General features: G+C 62.7%; 16 protein-coding genes and 1 tRNA gene. 5 read left to right on the top strand and 12 right to left on the bottom strand.

Features of this window, described 5'->3' with window-relative positions; all coding sequences use genetic code 11:
- The first annotated feature begins 14 nt into the window (after positions 1-14).
- Positions 15-1697, top strand: coding sequence for a PhoH family protein (locus ACLV74_RS11360; RefSeq protein WP_411879502.1), 1683 nt, complete (start codon positions 15-17; stop codon positions 1695-1697).
- 89 nt (positions 1698-1786) lie between these two features.
- On the opposite strand, the gene ACLV74_RS11355 is transcribed toward ACLV74_RS11360, so the two are convergent.
- The 10 genes from ACLV74_RS11355 to uvrB form a co-directional block, all read right to left on the bottom strand.
- A tRNA-Val gene (locus ACLV74_RS11355) sits at positions 1787-1861 on the bottom strand.
- Between the two features lie 71 nt (positions 1862-1932).
- Positions 1933-2640 (bottom strand): DNA polymerase III subunit epsilon, encoded by a 708-nt coding sequence (dnaQ, locus tag ACLV74_RS11350; protein ID WP_411879501.1) that lies wholly within the window; start codon positions 2638-2640, stop codon positions 1933-1935.
- 54 nt (positions 2641-2694) lie between these two features.
- The gene (gene fdx, locus ACLV74_RS11345; protein ID WP_122956868.1) at positions 2695-3033 is read right to left on the bottom strand and encodes an ISC system 2Fe-2S type ferredoxin; all 339 of its coding nucleotides are present in this window, start codon (positions 3031-3033) and stop codon (positions 2695-2697) included.
- Positions 3034-3047: 14 nt separating this feature from the next.
- Positions 3048-4910 (bottom strand): Fe-S protein assembly chaperone HscA, encoded by a 1863-nt coding sequence (hscA, locus tag ACLV74_RS11340; RefSeq protein WP_411879500.1) that lies wholly within the window; start codon positions 4908-4910, stop codon positions 3048-3050.
- A 30-nt stretch (positions 4911-4940) separates the two neighbouring features.
- Positions 4941-5459, bottom strand: a complete 519-nt coding sequence (gene hscB / locus ACLV74_RS11335; protein ID WP_411879499.1) for a Fe-S protein assembly co-chaperone HscB — start codon at positions 5457-5459, stop codon at positions 4941-4943.
- 76 nt (positions 5460-5535) lie between these two features.
- On the bottom strand, positions 5536-5859 hold the full coding sequence (gene iscA, locus ACLV74_RS11330) for an iron-sulfur cluster assembly protein IscA (protein WP_296911511.1): 324 nt from the start codon (positions 5857-5859) through the stop codon (positions 5536-5538).
- 42 nt (positions 5860-5901) lie between these two features.
- Positions 5902-6288, bottom strand: coding sequence for a Fe-S cluster assembly scaffold IscU (gene iscU / locus ACLV74_RS11325; RefSeq protein WP_411879498.1), 387 nt, complete (start codon positions 6286-6288; stop codon positions 5902-5904).
- Between the two features lie 33 nt (positions 6289-6321).
- Complete coding sequence (locus tag ACLV74_RS11320) at positions 6322-7539, bottom strand: IscS subfamily cysteine desulfurase (RefSeq protein ID WP_092128185.1); 1218 nt, start codon at positions 7537-7539, stop codon at positions 6322-6324.
- 106 nt (positions 7540-7645) lie between these two features.
- Positions 7646-8182, bottom strand: a complete 537-nt coding sequence (gene iscR, locus ACLV74_RS11315) for a Fe-S cluster assembly transcriptional regulator IscR (protein ID WP_092128187.1) — start codon at positions 8180-8182, stop codon at positions 7646-7648.
- 268 nt (positions 8183-8450) lie between these two features.
- Complete coding sequence (gene uvrB / locus ACLV74_RS11310; RefSeq protein ID WP_411879497.1) at positions 8451-10574, bottom strand: excinuclease ABC subunit UvrB; 2124 nt, start codon at positions 10572-10574, stop codon at positions 8451-8453.
- 218 nt (positions 10575-10792) lie between these two features.
- Here uvrB and ACLV74_RS11305 point away from each other — a divergent pair, with 218 nt between their 5' ends.
- Entirely contained in the window at positions 10793-11989 is a 1197-nt protein-coding gene (locus ACLV74_RS11305; RefSeq protein WP_411879496.1) for an amino acid aminotransferase, read from the top strand.
- 19 nt (positions 11990-12008) lie between these two features.
- A complete protein-coding gene (locus tag ACLV74_RS11300) occupies positions 12009-12572 on the top strand; it encodes a nucleotidyltransferase family protein (protein ID WP_411879495.1) in 564 nt (187 codons plus the stop codon).
- A gap of 23 nt (positions 12573-12595) precedes the next feature.
- Here the strand turns inward: ACLV74_RS11300 and ygiD are convergent, their stop codons facing one another.
- Positions 12596-13450, bottom strand: coding sequence for a 4,5-DOPA dioxygenase extradiol (gene ygiD, locus ACLV74_RS11295; RefSeq protein WP_411879494.1), 855 nt, complete (start codon positions 13448-13450; stop codon positions 12596-12598).
- Between the two features lie 268 nt (positions 13451-13718).
- Here ygiD and ACLV74_RS11290 point away from each other — a divergent pair, with 268 nt between their 5' ends.
- A complete protein-coding gene (locus ACLV74_RS11290; RefSeq protein ID WP_411879493.1) occupies positions 13719-15089 on the top strand; it encodes a polyhydroxyalkanoate depolymerase in 1371 nt (456 codons plus the stop codon).
- A gap of 50 nt (positions 15090-15139) precedes the next feature.
- Positions 15140-15841, top strand: a complete 702-nt coding sequence (gene rsxB / locus ACLV74_RS11285) for an electron transport complex subunit RsxB (protein ID WP_411879492.1) — start codon at positions 15140-15142, stop codon at positions 15839-15841.
- Here rsxB and ACLV74_RS11280 read toward each other — a convergent pair.
- Complete coding sequence (locus ACLV74_RS11280; RefSeq protein ID WP_411879491.1) at positions 15833-17356, bottom strand: methyl-accepting chemotaxis protein; 1524 nt, start codon at positions 17354-17356, stop codon at positions 15833-15835. The genes rsxB and ACLV74_RS11280 overlap by 9 nt on opposite strands.
- Positions 17357-17379 lie beyond the last annotated feature (23 nt).

The following is a 17379-nucleotide window of genomic DNA, read 5'->3' as shown; positions in this document are numbered from 1 at the left end:
GAGTTTTAAGCACCATGCCCCTGCCCCCCGCCCCGACCAAACGTGCCGCCCTGCTCTCCCCTGATGCGCTCGACGCGCCCGCCCGCTCGCCTTCGAAAGTTGCACGAAAAACGGAAAGCGTTGAATCCGCGCAGAAGCCCCCGGTAATGGACCTCTTTGACAGCCGCGTGGCCGGTGAGGGCAGCCATCCCGCGGCCTTCAAGGGGAAAGAAGCCCCGAAACCCGAAAGAACGACCGGCACTGGCTATAAAAAGGAGAGCATCGCCCTGCCCCAGCCGGTGGCCAAACCTAAAAAGGCGAAGCACACCGGTCCCGCCAAGCTGTTCGTGCTCGACACCAACGTGCTGATGCACGACCCGATGTGCCTGTTCCGCTTTGAGGAACACGATATCTTCCTGCCGATGATTGTTCTTGAGGAGCTCGACGGCCACAAAAAGGGCATGACCGAAGTCGCGCGCAACGCCCGCCAGACCAGCCGGACGCTGGACGCGCTCGCAGGCACGCAAGGCGCCGATATCGCCAAAGGCCTGAAGCTCGACACCACAGGACACCCCGAGGCCGGCGGCTGCCTGTTTTTCCAGACCAAACCGCTGGATTACACGCTGCCCATGAGCCTGCCCCAGGGCAAGGCCGACAACCAGATCCTGGGTGTGGTCGAGGCCCTGCGCAAGGAATACGCGCCGCGCGAGGTGGTCCTGGTCTCCAAGGACATCAACATGCGCGTCAAGGCGCGCGCTTTGGGCCTGGCCACCGACGACTACCAGAACGACAAAACCCTGGAAGACGGCGACCTGCTGTATTCCGGCTCGCTGGCCCTGCCGGCGGACTTCTGGACGCGCCAGAGCAAGACCATCGAAAGCTGGCAGCAAGGCAGCCACACCTTCTACCGCATCACGGGCCCCATCGTGGGCAGCCTGCTGATCAACCAGTTCGTGTTTTTCGAGGCGCCCGGCGAACCGCCGCTGTATGCCCGCGTGACGGAAATCCGGGCCAAAACCGCCGTCCTGAAGACCCTGAAGGACTACAACCACCTTAAAAACGCCGTCTGGGGCGTCACCACGCGCAACCGCGAGCAGAACTTCGCGATGAACCTGCTGATGGACCCTGAAGTGGACTTCGTCACGCTGGCCGGCACGGCCGGCACCGGCAAGACGCTGATGGCACTGGCCTCGGGCCTGACCCAGGTGCTGGACGACCGCCGCTACACCGAAATCATCATGACGCGCGCCACCGTGAGCGTCGGTGAGGACATCGGCTTCCTGCCGGGCACCGAAGAGGAAAAAATGGGCCCCTGGATGGGCGCGCTGGACGACAACCTCGAAGTGCTGGGCAAAACCGACAACGGCTCGGGCGAGTGGGGCCGCGCCGCCACCAACGAACTGATCCGCTCGCGCATCAAGGTCAAGAGCATGAACTTCATGCGCGGCCGCACCTTCCTGAACAAGTACGTCATCATCGACGAAGCGCAAAACCTGACGCCCAAACAGATGAAAACGCTGATCACGCGGGCCGGCCCGGGCACCAAGATCATCTGCATGGGTAACCTGGCGCAGATCGACACACCTTACCTGACCGAGGGTTCGTCCGGCATGACCTTTGCGGTCGACCGCTTCAAGGGCTGGCCGCATGGCGGGCACATCACCCTGGCACGCGGCGAGCGCTCGCGCCTGGCCGACTTCGCGAGTGAAGTGCTTTAAACCTGCAAAACGACATCAAGGGGCGCTGAACGGCGCCGAAATGAAAAAAGGCCAAGTCGCAAGACTTGGCCTTTTTGTTCGTCAAATTCTGGTGGGCGGTGCAAGTTTCGAACTTGCGACCCCTGCAGTGTGAATGCAGTGCTCTACCCCTGAGCTAACCGCCCTATCGGTCAGCCTATGATTATATGGTGTTTTGGGGCGATTTTTTGGCCCATGCGCGGAATTGCGCTTCAGATCAGGCGGCGAGGGCCCGCCAGACTGTTTTACCCTTGCTGGACTTGTCGATGTCGGCCAGCAATTTTTCGTGTTCGGCGGCTTCCTGGTCGTTGGCCGCCAGCAAGGGCAGCTCAAAGGTGCTCAGGTCGATTTGCGGCACCGCGATGTCACCTTCCCGGCTGGAGTCGCCCACATCCATGACCAGCGCATTCTGCCCGCGCGTGAGGTTGATGTAGACGTCTGCCAGCAATTCGGCGTCCAGCAAGGCGCCGTGCAGGGTTCGGCCCGAATTGTCGACCTCGAGCCGGTCGCACAGGGCGTCCAGCGAGTTGCGTTTGCCCGGGAACAGCTCCTTGGCCATCATCAGGCTGTCGGTGACCTTGGCCACGCAATGCTTGATGGGCGGCCGGCCTATGAGTTCGAGCTCCTTGTTGAGGAAGCTCACGTCAAAGGGCGCGTTGTGGATGATGATCTCGGCGTCCTGCAGGTACTCCAGCAGTTCCTCGGCCACGGCCGAGAACTTGGGCTTGTCCTTCAGGAACTCGTTGCTGATGCCGTGGACCTTGAGCGCGTCTTCGTGGCTGTCACGCTCGGGGTTCAGGTAGAAGTGGCGGTTGTTGCCGGTGAGCTTGCGGGCCACCAGCTCGACGCAACCGATTTCGATGATGCGGTCGCCGTTTTCAGCGGATAGACCGGTGGTTTCAGTGTCCAGGACAATTTGGCGCATGGGTGGATTATCGCCTCCGGACACGGCTGACCACATCCGTTTTCGCCCGAAAACTCAGTGGTTTTCTTTCGCGTGGTTGATCGAGTACTTGGGTATTTCCACCGTCACGTCGGACTGGGCCAGGAAGGCCTGGCAGCTCAGGCGCGAGTTGGGCTCCAGGCCCCAGGCGCGGTCCAGCAGGTCTTCTTCGCTCTCGTCGAGTTCGTTCAGCGACTTGAAGCCTTCGCGCACGATGACGTGGCAGGTCGTGCAGGCGCAGCTGAGGTCGCAGGCGTGCTCGATGTTGATCTTGTTGTCGAGCAGGGCTTCGCAGATCGAGGTGCCGGCCGGCGCGCTGATTTCAGCGCCCTGCGGGCAGTATTCGGGATGAGGCAGTATTTTGATGATGGGCATGGTTGTCGGTCGCTTCAGACCGCCTCGATATTTTTTCCGGCGAGGGCTTGCTTGATGCCCCGGTTCATGCGCTGGGCGGCGAAGCCTTCCGTGCCCTTGGCCAGTGCCTGGGTAGCCGCCTCAATCGCGGCAGCATCGCCGTTCGCACGCGTGTCGGCCAAGCCGACGATGAGGCTGTCGATCTGCGCACGCTCATTCGGGCTCAGCAAATCGGCATCCGCCGCCAACGCACTTTGTGTGGCCAGGATCATGCGATCCGCGTCTACCTGGGCTTCGGCCAGGGCGCGGGCATTCATGTCCTGCTGGGCGGTCGAGAAGCTGTCCTGCAGCATGCGCGCGATGTCCTCGTCCGACAAACCATAGGAGGGCTTCACGTCGATGCGCGCCTCGACTCCGCTGACCTGCTCTTTGGCGTTGACGCTCAGCAGGCCGTCGGCATCGACCGTGAAAGTCACGCGGATGCGCGCGGCGCCGGCCACCATAGGGGGGATGCCGCGCAGCTCGAAACGGGCCAGGCTGCGGCAGTCGGCCACCAGGTCGCGCTCGCCCTGCACCACGTGCAGGGCCAGGGCGGTCTGGCCGTCCTGGTAAGTGGTGAAGTCCTGCGCCATGGCCGTGGGAATGGTCTGGTTGCGCGGCACAATGCGCTCGACCAGCCCGCCCATGGTTTCAATGCCCAATGACAGCGGGATCACGTCCAGCAGCAACAGGTCTTCACCCGTGTTGTTGCCGGCCAGCTGGTTGGCGGAAATGGCCGCGCCCAGCGCCACCACTTCGTCGGGGTTGAGGTTGACCAGCGGCTCGCGGCCGAAAAAGCTGGCGACCGCCTTGCGCACCTGCGGCATGCGGGTGGAACCGCCCACCAGCACCGCGCCCTGGATGTCTTCCTTGGCAAGTTTGGCATCACGCAGCGCCTTGCGAACGGCGGCCAGCGTGCGCTGGGTCAGGTGGGCTGTCGCGGTTTCAAAGTCTTCCGCCTTCATCTCGAAGTTGACGAGGGCCTTGGCCAGTTGCACCGAAAAAGGCACGGGATCGGCGGCCGACAGGGCCTCCTTGCACGTGCGCGCGGCGCGTTGCAGGGCCGCCTTGTCGGACGGCGTCAGCGTATCCGCCGCGAGCCCGGCCTTGGCCAGCACCCAATCGACCAGCGCACGGTCATAGTCGTCGCCGCCCAGCGCGGAATCACCGCCGGTGGCCACGACTTCGAAGACGCCTTGGGTCAAACGCAGGATGGAAATATCGAAAGTACCACCGCCCAGGTCATAGACGGCATAGACGCCCTCGCTGGCGTTGTCCAGGCCGTAGGCAATCGCTGCTGCGGTGGGTTCATTGAGCAGGCGCAGCACATTGAGGCCGGCCAGTTGCGCGGCGTCCTTCGTCGCCTGGCGCTGGGCATCGTCGAAATAGGCCGGCACGGTGATCACAGCGCCGTAGATGTCATCGCTGAACGTGTCTTCGGCGCGGTAGCGCAGTGTCGCTAGGATTTCGGCGCTGATCTCAACCGGGCTCTTCTCGCCGGCAACAGTCTGCAGCGTGACCATGCCCGGCTTGTCGTTGAGCTGATAAGGCAGTTGGGTGCGGCCGCCGATGTCGTCAATGCCGCGGCCCATGAGACGCTTGACGGAGGAAATGGTGTTGCGCGGGTCTTCGACCTGCGCGGCCTGGGCCTCGTAGCCGATCTGCCGCTTGCCTTCCTCGAGGTAGCGCACCACGCTGGGCAGCAACACCCTCCCCTGCTCGTCCGGCAGGCATTCGGAGACGCCGTTGCGCACGCTGGCGACCAGCGAGTGCGTGGTGCCCAGGTCAATGCCCACTGCGATGCGTCGCTGGTGCGGGTCGGGCGTCTGGCCGGGTTCGGAAATTTGCAGGAGTGCCATGCGTGCTTGTCGTACTTTTTCTGTAATGCTTCATTGTCCCAGCAGGTCGATGCGCGCATCGACCTCGCTGGCAAAGCGCTCAATAAACATAAGGCTTCTGACCTGCCGGGCGGCGGCGGGAAAGTCCCTGTCCACGTCCAGCAGTTGTTCTATCTTTGACAGCTTCTCGCGCCCGCTCAAGCCGGCTTGCGAGGCTATCTCTTCAAAGTCTTCGGCGGTTTCGGCTTCGTCGAGCGCCTCGCGCCACTGCATCTGCTGCACCAGAAAATCGTGCGGCATGGCCGTGTTGTTTTCGGCGTTGATGGGCGCGCCGTTCAACTCGCACAGATAGCTGGCGCGCCTGAGCGGGTCTTTCAGCCGCTGGTAGGCTTCGTTGATACGCACCGACCACTGCATGGCCACCCGCTGGGCCGCCGCGCCCTGGGCTGCGAACTTGTCCGGGTGCGCCTCGCGCTGAAGATCCTTCCAGCGCGCGTCAAGCGCCGCGCGGTCCTGCGCGAAACGCTGGGGCACGCCGAAGAGTTCGAAGTCGTTGGATTGAAGATTCATGCCGAGAAAAAGCCGCCAGCACTGTCAGTGGAGGCGGCTTCGGTAAGGGTGCAGCACGCAATGGACCGCTCGCCCGTCAAACCCGGAAACTTTCGCCGCAACCGCAACGATCACGCTCATTGGGGTTGATGAACTTGAAGCCTTCGTTCAGCCCTTCACGGACAAAATCCAGCTTGGTGCCGTCGATGTAGGCCATGCTTTTCGGGTCGACCAGCACCTTGACGCCGTTGTCTTCAAACACGACGTCTTCCGGCGCGATCTCGTCCGCGTATTCCAGCTTGTAAGCCAGGCCGGAGCAGCCGGTGGTCTTGACACCCAGTCGCACGCCCACGCCCTTGCCGCGCTTGCTCATGTAGCGGGTCACGTGCCGGGCGGCTGCATCAGTGAGGGTTACGGACATTTAAATCATTCGAAATTGAAACAGGTGACGGGAATGCGTCTATCAGTGCGCGTGCTTTTGCTTGTAGTCGTTCACGGCGGCCTTGATGGCGTCTTCGGCCAGGATGGAGCAGTGAATCTTGACGGGCGGCAAAGCCAGTTCTTCGGCGATCGCGCTGTTCTTGATGCTGGCCGCTTCATCCAGCGTCTTGCCTTTGACCCACTCGGTCACGAGCGAACTGGAGGCGATTGCGGAGCCGCAGCCGTAGGTCTTGAAGCGCGCGTCTTCGATCACGCCCGTCAGCGGGTTGACCTTGATCTGCAGCTTCATCACGTCGCCGCAGGCCGGCGCGCCGACCATGCCGGTGCCGACCGATTCGTCGCCCTTTTCAAAGGAGCCGACGTTGCGGGGGTTTTCGTAGTGGTCCACCACTTTTTCGCTGTATGCCATTTTGTTTACCTCTTTAACTGTTCGACGCGCTGCTTAGTGGGCAGCCCACTGGATGGTGGACAAATCAACACCATCCTTGAACATCTCCCACAGTGGAGACAGTTCGCGCAGTTTGGCCACGTTTTCCTTGATGGTGGCGACCGCGTAGTCAATTTCTTCTTCGGTGCTCCAGCGGCCAATCGTCATGCGAAGGCTGCTGTGCGCCAATTCGTCGCTGCGGCCCAGGGCGCGCAGCACGTAGCTGGGCTCCAGGCTGGCCGAGGTGCAGGCCGAACCGCTGGAAACCGCCAGGCCCTTGATGCCCATGATCAGCGACTCGCCTTCGACGAAGTTGAAGCTCATGTTCAGGTTGTGCGGCACGCGCTTGTCGGCGTGGCCGTTGAGGAACACCTCTTCCACATCCTTGAGCCCGTTGAGCATGCGCTCGTGCAGGGCGCGGATGCGCTTGTTCTCTTCGTGCATCTCGGCCTTGGCGATGCGGTAGGCCTCGCCCATGCCCACGCACTGGTGCGTCGGCAAGGTGCCCGAACGCATGCCGCGCTCATGGCCGCCGCCGTGCATTTGCGCTTCCAGGCGCACGCGCGGCTTGCGGCGCACGTACAGGGCGCCAATGCCTTTGGGGCCGTAGGTCTTGTGCGAGGTCAAGCTCATCAGGTCGACCGGCAAGGTGGCAAGGTCAATGTCGACACGGCCGGTGGCCTGCGCGGCATCCACATGGAAGATGATGCCTTTTTCACGGCACAGGGCGCCGATGGCCGGAATGTCCTGGATCACGCCGATTTCGTTGTTGACGAACATGACGCTGACCAGAATGGTGTCGGGGCGGATGGCGGCCTTCAGGGCTTCCAGGTCCAGCAGGCCGTCGGCCTGCACGTCCATGTAGGTCACCTCAAAACCCTGGCGCTCCAGTTCGCGGCAAGTGTCCAGCACGGCTTTGTGCTCGGTCTTGACCGTGATGATGTGCTTGCCCTTGGTCTTGTAGAAATGCGCTGCGCCTTTGAGTGCAAGGTTGTTGGACTCGGTCGCACCGCTGGTCCAGACGATCTCGCGCGGGTCGGCGCCAATCAGGTCGGCGATCTGCTCGCGGGCCTTTTCGACGGCGGCTTCAGCCTCCCAGCCCCAGGCGTGGCTGCGCGAAGCAGGGTTGCCGAAGTGTTCGCGCAACCAGGGAATCATGGCGTCCACCACCCGCGGGTCGCAGGGATTCGTGGCGCTGTAGTCCATGTAAATCGGGAAATGTGGGGTGTCCATGTGGCTAGCTCTTTAAATTCACAGGCTGGCTGGCAGCGCGATCAATGAAGTCAATGCAGTCGGGTCACAAAGGGATAAAGCCGGGCGAATGCCCGGCTTTGCTCCATCAGGATTTGGAAAATGCATTGCCCAGTGCGAAGACCGAGTTCGGCGCATTCACGCGAATCGGCTTGACCGCCGGTGCCGTGAAGATGGCTTTTTTGACCTGCGGGGTGTTCTCGATCACCACGCCCTTGGCGAGCTGGTCTTCCACCAGTTTTTGCAGGGTCACGGAATCCAGGAACTCCACCATGCGGCTGTTCAGCGACGCCCACAGCTCGTGCGTCATGCAGCGGCCGCCCTCACCCAGGCAGTTTTCCTTGCCGCCGCACTGGGTGGCGTCGATCGGCTCGTCGACTGAAACGATGATGTCCGCCACGGTGATTTCGGAAGCCTTGCGGCCCAAGGTGTAACCGCCGCCGGGGCCACGCGTGGATTCCACCAGTTCGTGGCGGCGCAGCTTGCCGAACAGCTGTTCGAGGTAGGAAAGGGAAATCTGCTGACGCTGGCTGATCGCAGCCAAGGTGACCGGGCCGTTGTTCTGGCGCAGTCCCAAATCAATCATCGCGGTGACCGCAAAGCGGCCTTTGGTTGTGAGGCGCATAACAAGCTCCTTTAAATGGCTTGACTGTCGTTTTCACCCTGAAAGCTTGTGGCTTGCAGGGAACTCTTCCTCCAGCCGCCCAGGTCAGTCAACCGGTATCGCGGGGGCTTTTTGTTGTTCTGGTATTGTTCTTGACTGTTTTCGTCAAGTATAACACAAGCAGGGTTTTTCCCGCTGGCGGCGCCCAAAAGCTAAGGACTAACCCGTAGTGCCGGTCATTTGCCGCACCATAAGGGTGCAGCGGATGACCGACCGGATTGAGCCAGCGCTAGGCCCGGGCTTGGCCCGCAACGGGCAGCGCCACGACGTTGTCGATGCCCGGCGCGCCGAAAGCCTGCTGTTTGAGGCTGTGCAACTGGTCGCGTACCCGGGCGGCTTTTTCGAACTCCAGGTTCTTGGCGTGCTCGATCATCTGCTTTTCCAGGCGTTTGATCTCGCGGGCGACGTCCTTTTCGCTCATGTCTTCCACCAGCGCCTTCTGCATCTCGAGCTTTTCGGCTTCCTTGCCGGATTTCTCGCTGTAGACGCCGTCTATCAGGTCGCGGATGCGCTTGACCACGCTGCGCGGCGTGATGCCGTTTTCAAGATTGAAGGCGATCTGCTTGTTGCGCCGCCGCTCGGTTTCGTCCATGGCCTTCTTCATGGAGTCGGTGATCCGGTCGGCATACAGGATGGCCCGGCCGTTCAGGTTGCGGGCTGCCCGGCCAATGGTCTGGATCAGGCTGCGTTCGGCGCGCAAGAAGCCTTCCTTGTCGGCGTCCAGGATGGCGACCAGCGACACCTCGGGAATATCCAGGCCCTCACGCAGCAGGTTGATGCCCACCAGCACGTCAAAAGCGCCCAGCCGCAGGTCACGCAGGATTTCCACGCGCTCGACGGTGTCCACGTCGCTGTGCAGGTAGCGCACCTTGACGCCGTTGTCGCTGAGGTAGTCGGTCAGCTGCTCGGCCATGCGCTTGGTCAGCGTGGTGATCAGCACCCGCTCGTTTTTCTCGACCCGGATACGGATTTCCTGCAACACGTCGTCGACCTGGTGCGTGGCCGGCCGCACTTCCACCTGCGGATCCACCAGGCCGGTGGGCCTGACGACCTGCTCGACCACCTGGCCGGAGTGCTCTTTTTCATAGGCCGCGGGCGTGGCTGAGACAAAAATCGCCTGCCGCATCTTCGCCTCGAATTCCTCGAATTTCAGCGGCCGGTTGTCCAGCGCGCTGGGCAGGCGAAAGCCGTATTCCACCAGCGTGGTCTTGCGCGCGCGGTCGCCGTTGTACATGGCGTTGAGCTGGCCGATCATGACGTGGCTCTCGTCCAGGAACATCACCGCGTCCTTGGGCAGGTAATCGCACAGCGTTGACGGCGGCGAGCCGGGCGGCGAACCGCTCAGGTGGCGGGTGTAGTTTTCAATCCCTTTGCAGTGGCCGATTTCGCTGAGCATTTCCAGGTCGAAGCGGGTGCGTTGCTCGATACGCTGGGCTTCCACCAGCTTGCCGTCGGCGACGAACTGGGCCACGCGTTCGGACAGCTCCAGCTTGATGGTCTCCACGGCCGCCATGACCTTGTCGCGGGGCGTGACGTAGTGGCTCTTGGGGTAGACCACAAAGCGCGGGATTTTCTGGCGGATGCGGCCCGTGAGCGGGTCGAACAGCTGCAGCGACTCGATCTCGTCGTCGAACAGTTCGATGCGTATGGCCAGCTCGGAATGTTCGGCGGGGAAGACGTCGATCACATCGCCGCGCACGCGGAAAGTGCCGCGCGCGAAGTCCTGCTCGTTGCGCGTGTACTGCATGCGGATCAGCCGCGCGATCACGTCGCGCTGGCCCATCTTGTCGCCTATGCGCGCGATGAAGCGCATCTGCGTGTAATCCTCGGGCGCGCCTATGCCGTAAATCGCGCTGACCGTGCCGACGATGATGGTGTCGCGCCGCTCCAGCACGCTCTTGGTGGCCGACAGCCGCATCTGCTCGATGTGCTCGTTGATGGCCGAGTCCTTTTCGATGAACAGGTCGCGCTGCGGCACATAGGCCTCGGGCTGGTAGTAGTCGTAGTAGCTGACGAAATACTCCACCGCGTTCTTCGGGAAAAACTCACGGAATTCGCTGTACAGCTGCGCCGCCAGCGTCTTGTTGGGCGCAAACACGATGGCCGGACGGCCCAGGCGGGCGATCACGTTGGCCATGGTGAAGGTCTTGCCCGAGCCGGTCACGCCCAGCAGGGTCTGAAACACCTCGCCGTCGTTGACGCCTTCCACCAGCTTGTCGATGGCCTGCGGCTGGTCGCCCGCCGGCGGATAGGGCTGGAACAGCTCGAACGGCGAACCGGGAAAACGGACGAACTGGCCCTCGGTGGGGGCCGAATCCACCACCTCGGTTATGACTTCTACTGCTTCTGGCATAAAACCTCGATCAAGCCCCGTTAAAATTCAGGGCAACCAAACAGAATACGACATTCGGCCGAAAATGGGAATTGCAATCCCCTATTCGCCTTGTATTGCCCCGCAATCGCCTTTTGATATTTCTTGTAGCCCTCTTTTAGTCTTTTTCCCGGTCAGCTTGTGACCTAAATCCCCAAACCGTCGCTTTCGCCTTTTTTCACTTTTTCTGAGGATATTTCATGTCTTTGTTTACCGCTGTCGAAATGGCCCCGCGTGACCCCATCCTGGGCCTCAACGAGCAGTTCAATGCCGACCCCAATCCCGCCAAGGTCAACCTGGGCGTTGGCGTGTACTACGACGACAACGGCAAACTCCCCCTGCTGCAGTGCGTGCAGGCGGCTGAAAAGCAGATGATGGCCGACCCCAAGGCCCGCGGCTACCTGCCCATCGACGGCATCGCCGCCTACGACGCGGCCGTCAAGGCCCTCGTCTTCGGCGCCGACAGCGAGCCCGTCAAGAGCGGCCGCGTCGCCACCGTGCAGGGCATAGGCGGCACGGGCGGCCTCAAGGTGGGCGCCGACTTCCTCAAAAAGCTCAGCCCCAATGCCAAGGTGCTGATTTCCGACCCAAGCTGGGAAAACCACCGCGCGCTTTTCAGCCAGGCCGGTTTCGTCGTTGAAAGCTACCCTTACTACGATGCGGCCAAGCGCGGCGTCAACTTCGACGGCATGCTCGCCGCCCTGAATGCGGCTGCCGAAGGCACCATCGTCGTTCTGCACGCCTGCTGCCACAACCCGACCGGTTACGACATCACCGCAGCCCAGTGGGACCAGGTCATCGCCGCCGTCAAGGCGCGCAAGCTGACGCCCTTCCTCGACATGGCTTATCAGGGCTTCGGCCACGGCATTGCGGAAGACGGCGCCGTCATCGGCAAATTTGTGGCTGCCGGCTTGAACTTCTTCGTCTCGACCTCGTTCTCCAAGAGCTTCAGCCTCTATGGCGAACGCGTGGGCGCCCTGTCGGTGCTCTGCGAGTCCAAGGAAGAAGCCGACCGCGTGCTGTCGCAGCTCAAGCTGGTCATTCGCACCAATTACAGCAACCCGCAGATCCACGGCGGCATGGTGGTCGCAATGGTGCTCAATACGCCGGCGCTGCGTGCCCAATGGGAGCAGGAACTGGGCGAAATGCGTGTGCGCATCAAGGCCATGCGCCAGAAGCTCGTGGACGGCCTGAAGGCCGCCGGCGTCAAGCAGGACATGAGCTTCATCACCGCCCAGATCGGCATGTTCAGCTATTCAGGCCTCAGCAAGGACCAGATGGTGCGCCTGCGCAATGAGTTCGGCGTCTACGGCACCGACACCGGCCGCATGTGCGTGGCCGCGCTGAACAGCAAAAACATCGACTACGTCTGCGCGTCGATTGCCAAGGTCGTCTGATCCCCTGAGGCCTTCTGACGTGGTGAGCCCGGATGATTTCATCCGGGACGCGCTGCAAAACAGCCACAACCAGCGCATCCTGCGGCAGTTGCCCACCCTGGGCCTGCCGGATGCGTGGCTAGTCGCGGGATGCCTTTTCCAGACCGTCTGGAATGTGCGCTCAGGCCAGCCGCCCGATGCGCATATCAAAGACTACGACCTGTTCTACTTCGACCCCACCGATCTCTCGGAGGCGGCCGAAACAGAGGTCAACGCACGGCTTCAGTCCTGCTTTGCCGGCCAAGGCATCACAGTTGAAGCGAAGAACCAAGCCAGGGTCCATACCTGGTACGAAGACTTCTTCGGGTTCCCCTACCCCGCCCTGAACAGCTCGCGCGAAGGCATTGACCGTTTCCTGGTCCTTTGCACCTGCGTGGGTCTGAAAGCGGCCGACTCAGGCCCGGAACTCTACGCACCTAACGGCCTGGGAGACCTGTACCGGGGCAGGCTCAGCCCGAACCCGATGTGCAATCACCTGCTCTTGTTCAAGAACAAGGCCAAGGCCTATCAGGAACGCTGGAGCTGGCTGCAAATCCAGCCCTGAGTCAGCCTGAGTTCTACGACGGGCTAGCCCCACACCGCCGAGCGCATCGAGATCGACCCGGCCTGGAAGCTGGTGTTGAAAAAGCGCATGGGCTCCTTCGCATCGGCGGCGCCGGCCGCATACAGCAAGGGCAGGTAGTGCTCGTAGGTCGGGTGCGCCATTTTGGCGACCTGGCCCAGTTTCTGAAAGTTCTGCAGCGCATCGAGGTTGCCCTGCTGCAGGTAGCCGCCCGTGATCTGGTCGAATTCCAGCGCCCAGTCGTAGGCCTGGCTGCCCGACGCGCCGCGCTGCATCTGGCGCAGGTTGTGCACGATGTTGCCGCTGGCCACGATCAGCACGCCGCGGTCGCGCAGCGCCTTGAGCTGCCTGGCCAGCGCATAGTGGTCCTCGGGCACGCGCCCGTAGTCCATGCTGAGCTGGATCACCGGGATGTCCGCATCGGGGAACATGGGCTTGAGCACCGACCAGGTACCGTGGTCAAGGCCCCACTCACTTTCATCCAGCCCCAAAGGCGCCGAGGCCCGTTGCCGCACCAATTGGCTGATGGCCCGCGCGGCGGCCGGGTCGCCGGGCGCGGGATATTGCTGGTCGAACAGCTCCTGCGGAAATCCGCCGAAGTCGTGGATGGTTTTGGGCTTGTCCATGGCGGTCAGCCACCAGCCTTCGGTCAGCCAATGGGCGGAAATGCACAGGATCAGTTGCGGCCTGGGATATTTCGAGCCAAATTCGGCGCCCAGCGCCTGCCAGCTGCGCCGGTATTCGTTGTCGCCTATGGCGTTCATGGGACTGCCGTGTCCCACAAAAAGCACCGGCATCCTGTCGGATTTCTTCAGGGAAGCCAGTTGGTCCAGTGCGGAGGCATCAATCGTGGGAAGCATCTTGTTTCCTGTTCGGGGGCTGCATTGCCAGGGGCCGGCAAAAACGGCCGACTATGGGCAGAATGGTAAGTGTTCGTTCAATTCCGCAGGTGGCGGCGGTTTATCGGCAAACAAGCCCCGCCGGGTTCGTGCGATTTGGCACCAATCCCGTGAAAAGCGCCCAAAATTGGTGGTTATCCTCAAATCGGTGCAGCCATCCGCCTGTTATATTGCACTGCAACATATCACGATATACGCCTCATAACGACATAACCAAGGTTGATCCCCGATGCTGTACCAAGTCTATGAAACCCAGCGCACCTTGATGGAGCCCTTTGTCGACTTCGCCCAGGCGGCCGCCAAGCTCTACGGCAACCCCCTGTCGCCACTCGGCCAGAACCCCTTCGCCCAGCGCGTCGCGGCCGGCTACAGCCTGATTTACCGGCTGGGCAAGGACTACGAAAAACCGGCCTTTGACATCCAGACGGTGGACGTCGACGGCACCAGCATCGCCATCCACGAGCGTGTCGAAATCGACAAGCCGTTTTGCGAACTGCGCCGCTTCAAGCGCTTTTCCGACGATACCGCGACCCTGGCCAAACTCAAGGGCCAGCCGGCCGTGCTGATCGTGGCGCCGCTGTCGGGCCACTACGCCACCTTGCTGCGCGACACCGTCAAGACCATGCTCAAGGACCACAAGGTCTACATCACCGACTGGAAGAACGCGCGCACGGTGCCGCTGTCCGATGGCGCCTTCCACCTGGACGACTACGTCAACTACGTGCAGGAATTCATCCGCCACCTCCAGGGCATCTACGGCAACTGCCATGTCATCAGCGTCTGCCAGCCCACCGTGCCGGTGTTCGGCGCGATCTCGCTGATGGCCTCGCGCGGCGAAACCACCCCGCTGTCCATGATCATGATGGGCGGCCCCATCGATGCGCGCAAATCGCCCACGGCCGTCAACAACCTGGCCATGAACAAGAGCTACGAGTGGTTTGAGAACAATGTGATCTACCGCGTGCCCAGCAACTTCCCGGGCGCCGGCCGCCGCGTCTACCCCGGTTTCCTGCAGCACACCGGCTTCGTGGCCATGAACCCGGACCGCCATGCCACCAGCCACTACGACTACTTCAAGGATCTGATCAAAGGCGACGACGCCAGCGCCGAGGCGCACCGCAAGTTCTACGACGAGTACAACGCCGTGCTCGACATGGACGCCGATTACTACCTCGACACCATCAAGACGGTTTTCCAGGAGTTCAAGCTGGTCAACGGCACCTGGGACGTCAAGAGCCTGGACGGCGAACTGGAACGCGTGCGGCCCGGAGACATCAAGACCACGGCCGTCATGACTGTCGAAGGCGAACTCGACGACATTTCAGGTTCAGGCCAGACCGAGGCGGCCCTGGCCATGTGCAGCGGCGTGCCCGCCAGCCGTAAAAAGCACCTGGAAGCCAAGGGCGCGGGCCACTACGGCATCTTCAGCGGCCGCCGCTGGCGCGACATCGTCTACCCGTCCGTCAAGGCCTTCATCCTTGAGCAGAGCAAGGCCGGCCCCGCAAAGCCCGAGGCCCGCGCCGCGGCCAAAACGACAAAAGCCGTTGCCAGGCCGGCCCGCAAAACGCCAGCCGCCAAGAAAGCAGCACGCGCCAAATAAGGCGTGGGGCCGTGCCTCGGCGATACGGCCAGCGGTAGGACAATAGGCGGGTGACGTCCTCCTCCCATACCAGCCTGGCCGCGCGGCTCAACGCCGCCCTGCCCCAAACCCAGTGCACGCGCTGCGGCTACCCCGATTGCGCGGCTTATGCCCAGGCCATGGCCTCGGGCGAAGCCGCGATCAACCAGTGCCCGCCAGGCGGCGCTGAAGGCGTGAGGCGCCTTGCGGCCATCACCGGCCTGCCTGCCCTGCCGCTGAACCCCGCCAACGGCACCGAAGGCCCGCGCGCCGTGGCCGTCATCGACGAAAACTGGTGCATAGGCTGCACGCTGTGCCTCAAAGCCTGCCCGACCGACGCCATCATGGGCAGCAACAAGATGATGCACACCGTGATCGAGCCCTGGTGCACGGGCTGCGAGCTGTGCATACCCGTGTGCCCGGTCGACTGCATCAGCCTGGAGAACGTCACCGGTGAAAAGACCGGCTGGGATGCGTGGTCGCAACAGGATGCCGACACGGCGCGCACCCGCTATGAATTCCACGCGCTGCGCTACCCCCGGGAAAACGGCACAAGCCCTCAAGCGGCCGGCAGCGCACAGCCACATCAGGCTGAAGGCCAGCCGGCCCTTGCCGCCGCGCCCCAGCAAGTGAACGCGCAGGCCGGCGAAAGCGCGGCCGAACGCAAGCGCGCCATGATTGAAGCCGCACTCGAACGCGCGCGCGCCAAGCGCGGCCCCGCAGCGTCAGGCTGACACGATGTTTTTGTAAACGCCGCAGCCCAGGAAGATATCGCCGGCCTGCTGCACAAACGACATCTTGGTCTGGACTTTTCCCGTCGCCGGGTTGGTGATGTCGTATTCGACCCAACCCGGCTCTTCAGCGGCCTGCGCCACAATGGCGTCCAGCAGCCCCTGGCCATCAATACCGGGGATATCCTGCACCCGCGTCCCCAGCTTGGCCGGATTGCCGCCGAACGCCAGATAGGTGCCCCGGCTGTCCAGCGCAAAGACATACATATCGCGGTCATGAAAGTTTTTGGCGGGGTTGGTGAGGTCGCGCAGGAACGCGTCCCTGGGCTTGTTGCGGCCGTGCGCAACGGCCCGGCCCACCATGGCGCAGGCCTCTTCCGCCGATCCCTGCTGCAGCCTGAAACCCGCCACCGACTGCACCAGCGTGCTTGCCCGCCCCTCGAGCTGGGTGGCTTGCGCCACGGCACGCTCCACCATCTGCGCGTTGTGCTGGGTGATTTTGTCGAGCTGCCGGATGGCCGTCGTGATTTCAGCCAGGCCGGCACTCTGTTCCGTGCTGGACTTCGAAATCTGCGCCATGTTCGTCGCCACGTCGCGGATGCCGGACACGATGCTCGTGATGCTGCTTCCCGCTGTGCGTATGGTCTGCACGCTGGCCTCCACCTGGCGCGAAGACTCCGCGATCAGCTGGCGGATTTCCTTGGCCGATTCGGCCGAACGCTTGGCGAGAGATCGCACCTCGGCCGCCACCACCGCGAAGCCGCGGCCCGACTCTCCCGCGCGGGCGGCTTCCACCGCGGCATTGAGCGCGAGGATGTTGGTCTGGAATGCGAGGCTGTCGATCACGCCGACAATCTCGCCCATGCGTTTGGCGCCGCCGTGAATGGCTTCCACCGAAGCGATGGCCTCCGTCATGGCTGCGGCGCCGGTCTCCGCCAGGTCCCGCACCTGGGCGGCCTGCACGTTTGCCTGGCCGGCCCTGCCGGCATTGTCCTGAACGGTGGACGACAGCTGCTCGACGCTGGCGGCGGTCTGCTCCAGGTTGGCGGCCTGTTGCTCGGTACGGTCTGAGAGTTCGCGGTTGCCTTTTGCCATGCTTTGGCCCGAGTGCGCCACAAATGCGGCATTGCTGCGCACATTGGCCACCATGCCTGACAGCGTATGGCTGAGTGCCGACGTGGACGCCAGCAGGCGGCCCAGTTCGTCCGCACCGCCGCCTGCCGGCCCCTGGCGCAAATCACCGGCCACCATCTTGCCCGTGGCAATGGCCAGCTGGGCCATGCCGTCGGCCAGAACCCAGCGAAGAGCCAGCAGGAAATAAACCAGCAGCGCGAGGATCACGCCGCAGGCCGTCGCCAGCACGGCGAGCCCCTCGGCAGGTTTGGCGGACAGGGCGAGTTGCAGCACGACCAGCACAGGCGGCAGCGCCGCCAGGGCCGCAAGCCATGCGAGCTTCCCCCCCAACTGCAGGCGACTGAGCAGCCGGACGCCAGGATTCAACAGCTTGCCGGGATTCATCAAATGGTCTTCTTCAAATGGAA

The organism is Polaromonas sp. YR568 (assembly GCF_943369415.1).
Classification (GTDB): Bacteria; Pseudomonadota; Gammaproteobacteria; order Burkholderiales; family Burkholderiaceae_C; genus Polaromonas.
This window is presented reverse-complemented; position numbering and strand designations above follow the sequence as displayed.